At 62.7% G+C, this 12,739-nt stretch carries 11 protein-coding genes and 2 pseudogenes; 2 read left to right on the forward strand and 11 right to left on the reverse strand.

Features of this window, described 5'->3' with window-relative positions:
• Positions 1–26 precede the first annotated feature (26 nt).
• The 7 genes from BLT54_RS19730 to BLT54_RS19760 form a co-directional block, all read right to left on the reverse strand.
• Entirely contained in the window at positions 27–608 is a 582-nt protein-coding gene (locus tag BLT54_RS19730) for a rhomboid family intramembrane serine protease (protein ID WP_074647090.1), read from the reverse strand.
• A 148-nt stretch (positions 609–756) separates the two neighbouring features.
• Complete coding sequence (locus BLT54_RS19735; protein WP_236549672.1) at positions 757–1,293, reverse strand: hypothetical protein; 537 nt, start codon at positions 1,291–1,293, stop codon at positions 757–759.
• A 156-nt stretch (positions 1,294–1,449) separates the two neighbouring features.
• On the reverse strand, positions 1,450–2,178 hold the full coding sequence (locus BLT54_RS19740; protein WP_074647067.1) for a DUF736 family protein: 729 nt from the start codon (positions 2,176–2,178) through the stop codon (positions 1,450–1,452).
• 124 nt (positions 2,179–2,302) lie between these two features.
• Complete coding sequence (locus tag BLT54_RS19745) at positions 2,303–2,605, reverse strand: hypothetical protein (RefSeq protein WP_074647069.1); 303 nt, start codon at positions 2,603–2,605, stop codon at positions 2,303–2,305.
• A gap of 100 nt (positions 2,606–2,705) precedes the next feature.
• Positions 2,706–3,167, reverse strand: coding sequence for a DUF6915 family protein (locus BLT54_RS19750; RefSeq protein WP_074647071.1), 462 nt, complete (start codon positions 3,165–3,167; stop codon positions 2,706–2,708).
• Between the two features lies 1 nt (position 3,168).
• The gene (locus BLT54_RS19755) at positions 3,169–3,555 is read right to left on the reverse strand and encodes a DUF6878 family protein (protein ID WP_074647073.1); all 387 of its coding nucleotides are present in this window, start codon (positions 3,553–3,555) and stop codon (positions 3,169–3,171) included.
• A gap of 119 nt (positions 3,556–3,674) precedes the next feature.
• Complete coding sequence (locus BLT54_RS19760; RefSeq protein WP_074647075.1) at positions 3,675–7,937, reverse strand: strawberry notch family protein; 4,263 nt, start codon at positions 7,935–7,937, stop codon at positions 3,675–3,677.
• Positions 7,938–8,342: 405 nt separating this feature from the next.
• On the opposite strand from BLT54_RS19760, the gene BLT54_RS19765 reads away from it, so the two are divergent.
• Entirely contained in the window at positions 8,343–8,858 is a 516-nt protein-coding gene (locus BLT54_RS19765) for a hypothetical protein (RefSeq protein WP_223866110.1), read from the forward strand.
• Here the strand turns inward: BLT54_RS19765 and BLT54_RS19770 are convergent.
• The 4 genes and pseudogenes from BLT54_RS19770 to BLT54_RS23070 form a co-directional block, all read right to left on the reverse strand.
• Positions 8,855–9,511: a DUF6927 domain-containing protein gene (locus tag BLT54_RS19770; protein ID WP_074647079.1), complete on the reverse strand. Its 657-nt coding sequence runs from the start codon at positions 9,509–9,511 to the stop codon at positions 8,855–8,857. The genes BLT54_RS19765 and BLT54_RS19770 overlap by 4 nt on opposite strands.
• Entirely contained in the window at positions 9,511–10,104 is a 594-nt protein-coding gene (locus BLT54_RS19775) for a regulator (RefSeq protein WP_074647081.1), read from the reverse strand. The genes BLT54_RS19770 and BLT54_RS19775 overlap by 1 nt, the downstream gene beginning before the upstream one ends.
• A 72-nt stretch (positions 10,105–10,176) precedes the next feature.
• A complete protein-coding gene (locus BLT54_RS19780; protein ID WP_074647083.1) occupies positions 10,177–12,159 on the reverse strand; it encodes a ParB/RepB/Spo0J family partition protein in 1,983 nt (660 codons plus the stop codon).
• Positions 12,160–12,314: 155 nt separating this feature from the next.
• Positions 12,315–12,419: pseudogene (locus BLT54_RS23070) on the reverse strand (DUF3768 domain-containing protein); the annotation flags it as partial.
• A 66-nt stretch (positions 12,420–12,485) separates the two neighbouring features.
• On the opposite strand from BLT54_RS23070, the pseudogene BLT54_RS22685 reads away from it, so the two are divergent.
• Positions 12,486–12,739, forward strand: a pseudogene (locus BLT54_RS22685) (hypothetical protein); the annotation flags it as partial.

The following is a 12,739-nucleotide window of genomic DNA, read 5'->3' on the forward strand; positions in this document are numbered from 1 at the left end:
GGCCGCTCAATGCCTAGCGTACGGCTTCAGTCCAGATCGACGCCGCCGAGGCGCGGCGCATGTACATGCGTTCGGATTAGGAACGCAGCGCCCGCGCCCGCGATGGCGCCGAAGAGATGCGCCTCCCAGGAGACGCCGGATTGGCCCGGAAGAACGCCCCAGAGAATGGAGCTATAGAGGACACCGACCACCAGTGCCGCGCCCAGGGTGATCAGCGAGCGATCCAAAAGACCGCGCGCGACGAGGAAGCCAAACCAGCCGAAGACCAGCCCCGACGCACCGATATGGATCGCCGAGCCGCCGAACAGCCACACGAGTCCGCCGCCGAAGCCGATCACCACGGCGTTCACCGGCAGCAAGGCCCGCGTGGTCGTGGCCACCAGCAGCCCACCCATCACCAGCAGCGGCGGCGTATTGGCCATCAGGTGACCGAAGCTTCCATGCAGGAGGGGCATGGCGATGACACCATCCAATCCGCTTACGTGCCGGGGGATCAGGCCGAAGGCCGGGTTCAAGCAGTAGCCGGTGATCCAATTGACGACTTGGACCGCCCAGAGCAGTGCGACAAAAGCGGCAAGCGCCGCGGCGCGCTGGAAGAAGGCGCGCATGTGATCCCGGTTCATCATGTTGGCGACAGTAGACGTCACCACAGCACCTGCAACGGCTTTCGCGCGCTGCACAGGATGCCACCTCCAGGAAAGGGGGTTTGAGGCGGCCAACCTCGGTACGGCTCAAGCCAAGAGAATGGCTCGGATCTTACACGGTGTTCCCCGGGCGAAAGGGCTGCGGTTCACGCTCGGGACGCTTCAGGGCTTCGGCGTATTTGCGCGCATTGTCATCGATCGTGTTGTGCCAAAGCTTCGAGACGAAGGCCCGGGCGTCTTGGACCGTCATGTCTTTCAGCGAAGAGGACAGCGCCATGAAAAGCTCATCCTCGCTAATCGCAGCGGCGCGGTGCATGGCATCCGCGTAAAATGACGGGTCGTTGAGAACCTGCTCGCGCAGCGGCATCCGCGCGAGGTTCTCCTCCGGGATCGCCATGAAGATCGTGTCCTGAACTTCGGTCAGATACGCACGCCGCGATGTGGACACCGGCTTTCCCGCCGCCTTGGCCTCCAGAAATGCCTGCCTTGTCCTGTCGAGCTTTGCCCTTGCATGGATCATGATGACATCACGCTTGCGGTCAAGCAGCGCAAATCCGGTGCAACGCTCGATATGAGCAAGAAGCTCTGCAACCTCTGCTTCTACATCAAAGCTCTCGAACCACGGAGCTTTTCCCAGTCTCGCCACCATGCGCCTACCTTCGTCCATTCGATAATATATTATCGTATATCATATTCAGCAGATCGCAAGCAGATGGCGCCCGTCATGCAGCCAAACATGGAAAAAGGGGAACCGTGATCCCACGGCTCCCCTTTGGGTTCAGATCGTCTCGCCCTCGCGTGCCAATTAGGCGACCAACGACAGCCCCGTGCCTGCGTCCTGCGGCTGCTCACCGCTGTCGATGAACGGGATGATGGAGAAGGCCTGCCCGCCGCGCTGCTCTTCGTTCTGCACGGCGTTCACGCGCAGGTCGCCATCGGGCGTGTTGATCAGCAGCGACAGGTAATCATTGCCCGTGCGGCTGCTTTTCGCCATCCAGGCCGAGCCGACGCGGATCGGTGTGCCCCGGGGCGAGCTGACCTCGATACGGTAATCGGGGTGGGTTTCCTCGGATTTGTAGCTGTTCTCGATCAGCATGAACTCCAGATCGAACATCATGTTGGCGATGTAGCCGGTGAAGGCGTTGTCGGCGTCCATGGCGGTGAGCTCCCCCGAGATCGAGCCGGATTTCACCAGGCCGTTCGAGACCAGCGGGATGATCTCGAATTCGCCGCTCTCGGCCGCGCGCGCCTCTTTCGTCTGCACCGCGTTGACCCGGAACGGACCCAAGCCGACATCGATCTGCATCGAGATGTAGGGATTGCCGCTGGTATTGCCGGTCTCGTTCCAGGCCGTGCCGATGCGCACCTTGCGGCCTGATTTGTTGACTGCCGTCACGTCGTAATCCGGGCTGCGTTCGGACATCTTCGGGCGGTTTTCAAGCTGGATGGCGATATCGAAACGTGTCGAATGGATCATGCCGGTGTACTGAGCGGCTGCGGTCTCGACATTGCGGGTGAGGGTTCCTGCGAACATGGGTTGGTTCCTTTTGGATTGGCCGGTGTCTGACGTCCTTGCCAGCGCATCCGGGATTGCTTTCTCGACCCCTTGAGGGATCACAAATCAGAAAGCTTGCTTTCCTTTCAGCCCTGCCCACGGGTCAGAGCTGCCGTCCGAGTGGGAATGCCCCCGCGCCTCCTAGTGCTACGCCCCTCCCCTGCCCGTTTGGTCTTGATTGGCTGCCCGGATTTTCCGCGCCGTCCTCCGATCGCGCGGTGAAGAACTCCGCCTCTTTTCCGTTCAACCGGTGCCCGCTCCGGTCGGTCAGGCCGATGCAGCTACCGTTCGGCTGATAGGTGATGAGGTACTGACCGAGCCGGTCCTTGTGGACAACGTAGCCGGTATTGGCCCAATGCACGGTCTGGCCGGCATCGACGGCCGCCATGATGTCTTCGAGTGTCATGCGATCCTCCTCAAGAAGAATGGTGGGGAAACGACGCAAGAAGCCCGATCTTCCGACCGGGCTTCCGTGCGGCATTCGTTTGGCAAACGACCGAGACCTGTCAGGCGCTTTGCGTGGCTTGCATCGCGCGCGCCGCCATCCAATCTTTCAGGCCAAGAACCGTTCTGCCGGCGGCGACCTCGGAGGCCCAGGCAACCCTTGGGTCGCCCCAGGGCTCATCGCCGGCATGCCGGTCGATATGGCCATTGGCCATCCATGGCTCGGGCTGGATCCGTCGCAGCCAGTCCGCCATGCTCGGGATGCGGCCTTGGCAATCTTCACGGACATGCTGCTCACCGATCCAGCGCACGGGAATGTCCCGACCCGCGCTATTGGTCAGGGTCAGGCCGAAGACACGTTCGGCCTCAAACAGGCCTTGGGCATGGTGACGAAAGGCTCGGTGCGTGAAGAGCGCGAGGTGCTCTTTCGAGGCGTCAAACCAATTGTGCACAGCCTGATAGTCAGACGGCACCCCGCCGAATTTTCGGGCGGAGCTTTCGGCATGATGAAGCGGATGGGCCATCTCAAAGACCCTCGACATAGCTGTGCGAGCATTCGACTTGAGCGTCCGCGTGATCGAGGATGATGCTGTCTAGTGCTATGTCCCAGGTCAGCGTGCCGTAGCCGCCCTCATTGTTCTCGAACCCCGGGTGATGGTGATAGGCGAGCGACCAGGCGAAATCGCCAATCTCTGTGGCAAGCGGCTCCGGCAGTTGGACCTCTGCAGGCTGCACCGTCACATCCTCGACATTGCCGGAGTCGCCATAGCCTTCGTATTCGGCAGCGACCTCGCTGATGCCAAGCGCACGTAGTTGCGCGAGCAGTTCCACTCGAGATGCCTTCAAGGTGGTTTCGCGCTCTGCACGCCACTGAGCCGCCATTGCGGCATAGTCGATCTGGGGATTGGTCATGGGTCTGTCCTCTTGTCTGCAATTGGGGGGCCGGGCGTGGCATTGGCCCGCGCGCCCGGAACGCGCAGACCGGACAAATCCCGATCTGCGACGCCCCACCCAAAGCCTGCTTTGGCTTTTCAGGCGGCTTGTTCTGCCGCTCTAGCGGCTCGCTGGCCCACGATCCGGGCCAGAATGCTTCCCGTGTCGATCCCGTCCCCATGCGGCAGGAACACCCGTAGCTGGAAGGCAATGATCTCGGTGAAACACCCCATGGCCTTGAGACCTTCAATCATGCCCCGATCCGCACCGCCCAGCTCGAGACGCATCTCGCCTGCGACCCGGCGACGGGTCAGGGTGAGACCCCGGCCCAGATCGACAGGTGCGGTGGTGCCGAGGGCGGCGGTCAACATCTCCTGCGGCGTTTGCGGATTGGAGACGAGGAAGCGGGCGCGCAGCGCTGCCGCCCCTTCCTCGCTCAGCGTGCGCCCGATCATCGCCGTCGCCCCGTCAGGCGTGACCCGGTAGATGCGTTCATTGGTGGTCGGAATGTCCTTCCAGATCGGCAACAAGAGCCCGGTCAGCAGGTAGAGCTTGGTTGTGGTGGTTTTTGGCAGGGATGCAGCCTCGGCATCCCAAAGCTTTGCGAACTCGGGCCTTTCGATGTCTTCCCAGGCCGAAGACGTGAACCGCGCCTCCTCCAGGTAGCTCGACCCGTTTGGCCGCACAACCTTGCGCATCAGCGTCACGATATCCTCGTCATACATCTGCATTGGCCGCGCCGAGATGAGCGCCGCGCGACCGGAGGCGCGGTTGACCATCGGTAGCTTGTCCGGATTGCGCGATATGGCCTTTTCGGCCCCAAGGACGTGGACCGGGTCCGTCACCTTAAGTCCGATGATCCGCGTAACCGCGCCGGATGCCGGGCAGGTCCAGAGATCCTCCGTGGAGACCTGTTCGATCTTTTCGCCACGCAGGGTTTCCACGCCGAGATCGAGCGTGCCCGCCGCGCGCGCCCGTTCAGTCTGATCGGCAATCCGGCGCATGAACTCGGCAAAGAGCGCGTTCTGCATGTGGATGGGAAGGGCAAGCACCCGGTTGAGAAACCGCTGGATCGGGGGAAGCTCCTCAAGGAGCACCCCGTCCTTGTCGATCAGCCGCAGGGCCGTCCAGTCGGTGAAGCTCTCGTAGCTCATCGCCTCAGCGCGCCCGGCGGCAAGATCGGCGAAATACCCACGTAGTGCGGCCCGCGCGATCGGGCTTTCGAGATTGTCCTCCTCGCGGAACATGCCTTGCGAGCCGGTCTCGCGCTGACCCTTGGTCAAGGCCCCTAGCTGGTCGAGGCGCTTGGCTATAGTCGAGGTGAAACGCTTTTCGCCATGCACATCCGAGGTGCAGACCCGGAAGAAAGGCGCGCTGACCTGGGCAGAGCGATGCGTGCGGCCCAGCCCCTGGATGGCCGCATCGGCGCGCCAGCCGGGCTCCAGAAGATAGTGCCGCCGCCGTCTCTGGTTCTTCGCCGTTTGGGCTGCGTGATAGGACCGGCCCGTGCCGCCTGCATCGGAGAAGATCAGGATATCCTTTTCGCCGTCCATGAAGGCTTGGGTCTCGGATGAATTGCTACTGGCGGCGCGCTTCTCGATGAAGAGGTGGCCATCGTCCGCCTTCAGAGGTCGAATCGACCTTCCGGTCACTTCGGCCACGGCCTCGTCGCCAAAAGCCCAGAGGATCTGATCGAGCGCCGAGGGGATCGGCGCCAGCGTCATCAACTCCATCATGGCCGCATCGCGCAGGGCGAGCGCCTCGCGCGAGACAACGAGCGCCCCGGTCTCATCCCGCAAGGGTTCCGCCACCATATTGCCGTCGATCTCGACCAGCTTTTGCGCATGGATCGGGAAGGCCTGTTCGAGGTAGCCCAGAACATAGTCGCGCGGCGTCAAGGCACCCTCGACGAGTTCATCCTCCGGGTCCATCGCCTCAAGCCGACGCTTCAGCAGGCTCTCGCCTGTCGAGACAACCTGGATGACGCAAGCATTGCCTGCCGCCAGGTCGTCCTTGATCGCACGGATGATGGTCGGGGCTTTCATGCCCATCAGGAGATGGTTGAAGAAGCGCTGCTTCGTGCTCTCGAAGCGGGACTTGGCCGAGGCGCGAGCAGCCGAGGCATTAGTCTCGCCCGAGGCGTCGTTGACGCCGGTCGCAGTCAGCGCCGCTTCGAGATTGTGGTGGATCGTCCGAAACGCACCCGCATAGGCGTCGTAGATCTCGATCTGGGCCGGGGTGAGCGCGTGTTCGAGTACGTCATATTCCACGCCGTCGAAGCTGAGGGCACGCGCCGTGTAGAGCCCGAGCGTCTTGAGATCGCGGGCAACCACCTCCATGGCAGCCACGCCGCCGGCTTCCATCGCAGAAACGAAACCCTCGCGGCTCGGGAAGGGGTATTCGGGGCCTTGTCCCCAGAGACCGAGACGCGCGGCATAGGCCAGGTTGTGCACGCTCGTGGCGCCCGTGGCCGAGATATAGAAGACGCGAGCGCGGGGTGCTGCCAGTTGCAGCCGCAGGCCAGCAAGGCCCTGCTGAGAGGGTTTGACCCCCCTGCCCTGCTCAGACCCTGCCGCGTTCTGCATGGCATGGGCCTCATCAAAAGCGAGGACGCCTTCGAAGTCTTCACCCATCCAGTCGAGAACCTGGCTCAGTCGCGTGGTACCGCATTTGCCCGCAGACCGCAGCGTGGCGTAGGTGACGAAGAGGATTCCGTCGCCCATCGGGACGGGCTGATCCGGTTTCCATTTGGAAAGTGGCTGAATGTCGGCAGGCGAGCCGCCGAGATCGGTCCAGTCGCGGATCGCGTCCTCGATAAGCGTGGCGGATTTGGAGACCCAGATCGCCTTCCTGCGCCCGGAAAGCCAGTTCACGAGAATGAGCCCCGCGCATTCGCGGCCCTTGCCGCAACCGGTGCCGTCGCCGAGGAAATAGCCAAGGCGATAGGCACGTGCATCCGAGTCATCATCGGCGCGCGTCAGCTTGGTCTGGTCGTCATCGATGGTAAACCGACCGGGCAGATCACGCCCATGGGCATCATGCGCCATGATGATGGTTTCCAGCTGCGCCTCGGAGAGATCTCCCTCCTCGACCAACCGTGCGGGCAGGCGCAGGTCATCACGGCCCGTATTTGAGGGCATCGGCGGGGCAACCGAGGCCATGGCGATGCTTTCAACGAGCGGCGTGGGATGTTCCTGCGCACCCGCGATCTCGATCCGCTGTGGGCGGTAGCGCGCATAGATATCCGAGATGGGCGTGTTGTCGCGCGGAGTCTCAAGGCTCTTGAAAGTGAGCCGGCGGACGGCATTGGCCCGGGGTTTGGAGGCGGCAACAGGCGCAGCGCGGCGGTTGCGCGGGGCAGATGATGGAACGGTCGGCTGAGCATGAGGGATCGCCGCAGCCTGTTGTACGTGGCGCATCTCGGGCCGGGTTGCGGCCACGGCGTCGACATATGCCAAGGCTTCATCCAGATCCCGCACAGGAACGCGGATCATTTCGCCGTCCTCCTGCACCTTGTCGAAGACCATCAGCTGGGTTTCGACAGAGGTGCCGAGCTTGCGGTAGACCTGCCCCGGCATCGTGAGTGCCAAGCGCGGCGTCAGGAGACCGCAGGCGCGTGACCAATGCGCGGCATCGCGTTCGGGCGTGAATCCCGGCGGCATGATCGCCACCAGCCGCCCGCCGGGTGCCAGACGCTTTGCAGCCGCGATAAGATGTTTGGCGGCGATGTGCTTGTCTCGTGAGCGATCGACCGAGGAGGCGAAGGGCGGATTCATCACCACGACGTCGGGCAGAACGGGCGTCTGCAGCAGATCATCGATATGCTCGCCGTCATGGCCTGTGACCTCGCCGCCGAAAACCGCGCGCAGGAGGCGCTGGCGAAAGGGGTCGATTTCATTGAGCAAAAGCGTGGCACCGGCCCGGGCGGCGAAAGCAGCCAGGGCACCGGTGCCAGCCGAGGGCTCCAGCACGGTCTCGCCCTTGCGGATCGCCGCGGCCCGGAAGACAAGCGCCGCGAAAGTCAGCGGCGTGGAAAACTGCTGCAGCCGGATCTGCTGCTCTGACCGGCGCGTTTCCGTCAGCAGCCGCGAGGCAAGCAGCCTTGCAGCGGCGATGTCACCTGAAGCACCTTCCCCACGCAGCAGCACCTGAACAGCCGCGGCCTGCATCAGGTCATAGGCCATGCGCCAGTCCCAGGCACCGCCGGCATCGCTGCCATGGAACGTCTCGCGCATGATACGCGCGAGCGCTGAACTGCGCAGGGGCTGGTTGTCGACCTCCGCGCCGATCTGCTCGAGGGCAGAGGTGAGGTTAGCGTCGGATTCAACAGGATTGGGGAGCGTTGAGAAAGGCTTGGACATGGGAAATTCCTTTGGATCAGGGTCTGAGTTCCAAAGGACAAAAAGCCCGCTTTCGCTTTTCAGGGTGATGAGCTCAGACCAAGAGGCATCCAATCGCCGACCGGCCAATCAAACGGTTTTTCGGAGTTAGATTAGAAAACTGAAAAACCCGCCGCAATGCGACGGGCTTTTGCTTTCTTTGTGCAATGAGGGGAGGCATAGTGCCCGCAGTCTCAAAGCTCACGCCCTATATGGCACCGAAAGTCTTTACTGTCAATGTATCCACCGTTCACGGCTGATGAAGAACACCACCTTCCGAACGTCCTATCCGCACCTAGGTTTGCGACCTATCTGCGCGAAACCGGCAATGATAGGACGCGAGCTCTCCACCTATACCACTGGAATCTTCAAGTATCAGCCGCGTTCATGGTTCCACTCCATGTTTTGGAAGTTGCGCTGCGAAACGCGATCGTGGAAGCAATCGAAGCTGTCCATGGAGGAACATGGCCTTGGACACAAGGCTTCATCCGTTCGTTACCGAACCCGCGCGGTCCGGCATACAGCCCCAAACGAGACCTCGAAGGTTGCGCAGCACAGCAACCCACTGCCGGAAAGGTCGTCGCCGAACTGAAGTTCGTGTTTTGGGAGAAGATGCTGACAAACAGGCACCAAGGCAGACTGTGGGACGATCATTTCTACGCAGTGTTTCCGGACGCGCCTCGTGGTGTCGCTGCCAGCCAGCGCCGATCTGAATTAAGGTCTGACATTGAAGCCGTGAGGAGGCTCCGCAACAGAATCGCACACCATGAGCCTGTTTTTCCGCGCGCCCTTCAGGATGATTTTGATCGGATCATCCGCTGCATAAGATGGCGCAACGAAACGACCAGCAACTGGGTGCTGGAAATCGAGACGGTGCGCGCACTACTCGCTGTGCGCCCCTAAGCGTCCCGCCCCGCCAGGAACTCCGCCAGCACTGGGCTGGCATCGCCTTTTGCGGAGCTGAGCAGCTCCGAGCCCGCAAGCGAGGCCTTCGACAGGCGCACGAGCCCACCGGTTTCCTCGATGCGGTAGCAGCGGCGTTTTTGCCGCCCCCGCTTGTAGTACGTCGCGGTGACAATCTGGCAGGTGCTGCCATCGGTGAGCGTCACAGGGGCCGCGAGCCTGATCTTGTCGCCTTCCTCGTAGTCCGGGATCGACGCCCAATCCCGGCAGCGCTGACGCCAGTCCTGGGCGTAGCTGCCTTCGTCTTTCAGGTCGGAGAGGCGCTCGATCAACCCAAGGGGGGCACGCGACTCGTTCGGGCCAGCGCTTTCCTCCATATCCTTGTAGCCCCAGCAGCCGTCATCGTATCGGGTGAGGAAGACAGCCCCGAACGTGATCGAGCCATCCGCATCGGTCAAATAGGTCGTGTCCTCGACCGGCGAGCCATCGATACTTGTGACCTTTGCCGCCGCGTACCAAGTCGAACCCACCTTGCAGGCTTTGACCAGTTCCGTCTTGCGCCTGTCGCCCTCGAAGGTGCACAGCCGAGCAATCTCCGCTTTCTCATCCGCGTAGGTCTGGACGCGGCCGTCGGTGTAGAAGAGCCATCCCATTACGCCACCCTCCGGTCATCGAGTTCCATCAGCGCATCGAGCGGCACGCGGTAGGGCTGCATGGCGTCGAAATCCTCGCAATTGCCGCAGTTCTGCACGATCGCGAAGGTGTCGCAGGCATCCTTGAGAATGACCCGGAAGGTGCCGCCGAGGCCCGAGGGCACTTCGTAGGTCCCGCCGATGAGATAATCCGAGGCCCGGCGCACGAAGACACGGATGCAGTGGCCATCGGTGGCGAGCCGGATCGCCCCCCGCCCCCGGTCGATGAGCACCTGCACGTCATCCAGGATGTCGGTGTAGAACTGGCCGGTCAGATCGCGAAACGCCATGCGGCGCTGCGCCATCCAGTCGGTGTCCCGAAACGGGTTCATGCCGTCGGCAAAGGCGAAGGAGGGATCGGCCTGTTCGGTGGTGACAATACGGGTGGTCGTTCCGTCGATACCGTTCGAGCGCAGATGCACACCATTGCCGACGATGAGGATCAGAGCGGGCCTGTCCACGGGTCCGTTCCAGTTGGGCAGGAAGGTCTGGCAGGCGCGCGCATGGGCGATCTGCGCCGCCACAGCGGACGCAGAGAACTTGAGAATAGCCATGGGGATGTCTTTCGGTTGGGTGTGGGAGCGTCGACCCGCGCAGGGAATGCCTCGCGCGGGTCGCGTGAGGACTCAGGCCGCTTGCGCGACCTCGCTGTCAGGCTCGGGATTTTCCGCAGTGGGCTCCGCCTCATCAAAGGCGACACCGGCGGTCTGCATCATCGGCGGGCACCAGGCGGCGACGGCAGCGCGCTGCGCGTCCGTCAGTGTGGCGAAGGGTTCAGCAAAGAGCTTGTCGCAGAAAGCGACGATCTCCTTCTTGCTCGACGAGGCCAGCGTCACCGCCTCCTGGGCCAATCCCAGATCCTCGCCGAGGATCTTCAGGAGCCAAGCCTTCTTGAAGCGGTTGAAGAGCGCCGCATTCGGCGTCCAGTGGGCGCGGATGTCGGGCATGATCTCGATCTCGAACGCATGCATCAGGCTGTCGCGCTGGCGGTCCCGCGCGAAGCAGGACTGCGTGGTGCTGGCCGTGGCATAGGCCACGAGCTTGGCCTTCTCGCCGGCCTCCAGCGCGCGAAACGCCGCGAACTGATCGGCGGGCGCGCGGGTGTCATCGAGCCAGGAGAGATCAAGCGCATCATGCGCCGCCGCCACCTGCTCGAGCGAGGTCTCGTCGATCTCGTCCATCTTGGCATGGCTGCGGTATTCCTTGCGGGCATCGATCTTGATCGCCTGCGTGACACTCATGCCGCTGGCCAGAACGTCACTGACCAGCTTGAAGAGCGTCAGATCGAGAGTGGCCTCCGGATGCAGCGCCATCGCGGCGCCAAGGGCCATGGCCCGCTCGGTCTTGAGGTCCTCAGCCAGCGAGGCCGGGTAGGTGATTTCGCCGGCGTCCGGGGCCTCCTCCCCCATCGGGTTGGCCGAGGAACCGCGCGCGCCTTCCTCTTTGACGGTGTCTTCCGGGCGGACGAGGCCAACATGGAGGGTCACCTGCCCGCCCGACCAGGACGCGATCACCCCAGACCGCGCGAGGTCCTCGGCGCTGTAGGCCTCCTGCAGGTCGCGGGCTTCCTCTTCCAGAGCGTCCACGCGCTCGTAAAGGGCATTGTAGGCACCGTCCTCGAGCCCCTCATCCTCCATCTCAAGCTGCAATTTCTCAAGCTCGGCGGTGATTTCATCCACGCGCTTTTGCGCAGCCTCATCAGGCTCGATCGGGCCGGGATAAACGCGGCCGTAGTCGGCCATGGTCGCGTAATCATAGCGGACCATCGCATCGGCCCAGGCAAAGCCCAGCTTTATGCGGGCCTCTTCGGCGGCGGCACCGAGCTTCTCGAGCAGGATGGTTTCGACCAGCGCTGCATCCTCCAGCACGGAATGCTCTTCCAGAAGGTCAGCCGCGACGGCGCCGCCGCGGGCCTCATAGTCCTCGCGCACGAAGGCCCCGATATCGTCGCTGACCTGGACGCCGCGGGACTTGAGCGCCTGGCGGACTGTATAGGCCTGCAGGTAGCTATCTTCCTTGGTGAGCGCCTCGAAGACCTCGCGCTGCACCTCCTGGCTCGGATGCTCCGCAAAGGCCTTCATCGTGTCGAGCGTGATGGTCTTAGCCCGGGCCGCAGCGCGGATCTCGGGGTGGATCAGACCGTAGCGCAACCGGCCTTTCACGGCCGCCACCGTGGTGCCGAAGGTCTTGGCGATCGTCTCGGGCGTCTGGCCGTCGACTTCCATCATCCGGGCGAAAGCCTCGAACTCGTCGATGGCGTTCATCGGCGCCTGGGTGATGTTCTCGGCGAGCGACAGGGCAGTGGTGACGTCGCAGTCGTCAGGGACAAGCCGACAGTCGACCTTGGTTTTCGCGGTGAACCCTTTGGCGGCCTTGTCCGCGACTAGTTCCTTCAGCGCGGCATGACGTCGGCCACCGGCGAGGACAGCATATTTGCCGTCAAGCTGCTGGACCAGGAGCGGCTGGAGCAGGCCCAGCACAGCGATGCTGGCCTTCAGATGGGCGATGTTCTCGGGGTCATAAGTTTCCGGCGCGTTGCTGCGCACATTGGCGGGGTGGGCGACAAGATCGCCGATGGCGACGGTGAGAGGGGCAAAGCTTGTGGTCATGGGATATCCTTCCAGGTGGGTGAGGTGTGGCCCGCGCGCGCGCGGGCGTGACCAATCCCCGGCTTCAGGGATCACCACGACAAAAGGCCCACTCTCCCTTTGAGGGGACAGTGGGCCTTCATCGCCTGGGGTGTCAGGAGGGGGTGTCCCCTGCCCTACCAGTCGCGCGCCAGCATGATGGTCAGCACGCGCATGGTGGTAGCGGGATTTTCCGGGGTCTCAGCCCCGTAGCGGAAATCCGAATCTGCCTCATAGAAGTTTCCATGCAGGAGGTCGCGCTTAGCGGATAGGTTTGGCGCACAATCAAAAGAGAGGAGATTTCCAAGATGATGACACCATCTATTGCGGCGACCTGCTTTGTCGCCATTGATCTGAGCAAATCGAAATGGCTGGTTGCGCTTGATGCGCCGCATTTGGCCAAGATCAAGTCTGTGCGTTTGGACGGGTTTGACACGCCGGGACTGATCGATCTGGTTCGAGCGACCGTCGCGGCGGCGACGGAGCTTTGCGGAGCGGATCAACGACCTGTCGTTTGCTTTGAGACCGGGTACGACGGTTTCTGGCTTCAGCGGCTTTTGTC

Origin of the sequence: Celeribacter baekdonensis, from assembly GCF_900102315.1 — a bacterium.
In the GTDB taxonomy this organism is placed as follows: domain Bacteria; phylum Pseudomonadota; class Alphaproteobacteria; order Rhodobacterales; family Rhodobacteraceae; genus Celeribacter; species Celeribacter baekdonensis.

What these genes read in the sequence shown, in the direction of transcription:
- BLT54_RS19730 (WP_074647090.1), bottom strand. Translation starts at nt 608, where the DNA reads ATGCGCGCCTTCTTCCAGCGCGCCGCGGCGCTTGCCGCTTTTGTCGCA.
- BLT54_RS19735 (WP_236549672.1), bottom strand. Translation starts at nt 1,293, where the DNA reads ATGGTGGCGAGACTGGGAAAAGCTCCGTGGTTCGAGAGCTTTGATGTA.
- BLT54_RS19740 (WP_074647067.1), bottom strand. Translation starts at nt 2,178, where the DNA reads ATGTTCGCAGGAACCCTCACCCGCAATGTCGAGACCGCAGCCGCTCAG.
- BLT54_RS19745 (WP_074647069.1), bottom strand. Translation starts at nt 2,605, where the DNA reads ATGACACTCGAAGACATCATGGCGGCCGTCGATGCCGGCCAGACCGTG.
- BLT54_RS19750 (WP_074647071.1), bottom strand. Translation starts at nt 3,167, where the DNA reads ATGGCCCATCCGCTTCATCATGCCGAAAGCTCCGCCCGAAAATTCGGC.
- BLT54_RS19755 (WP_074647073.1), bottom strand. Translation starts at nt 3,555, where the DNA reads ATGACCAATCCCCAGATCGACTATGCCGCAATGGCGGCTCAGTGGCGT.
- BLT54_RS19760 (WP_074647075.1), bottom strand. Translation starts at nt 7,937, where the DNA reads ATGTCCAAGCCTTTCTCAACGCTCCCCAATCCTGTTGAATCCGACGCT.
- BLT54_RS19765 (WP_223866110.1), top strand. Translation starts at nt 8,343, where the DNA reads ATGGTTCCACTCCATGTTTTGGAAGTTGCGCTGCGAAACGCGATCGTG.
- BLT54_RS19770 (WP_074647079.1), bottom strand. Translation starts at nt 9,511, where the DNA reads ATGGGATGGCTCTTCTACACCGACGGCCGCGTCCAGACCTACGCGGAT.
- BLT54_RS19775 (WP_074647081.1), bottom strand. Translation starts at nt 10,104, where the DNA reads ATGGCTATTCTCAAGTTCTCTGCGTCCGCTGTGGCGGCGCAGATCGCC.
- BLT54_RS19780 (WP_074647083.1), bottom strand. Translation starts at nt 12,159, where the DNA reads ATGACCACAAGCTTTGCCCCTCTCACCGTCGCCATCGGCGATCTTGTC.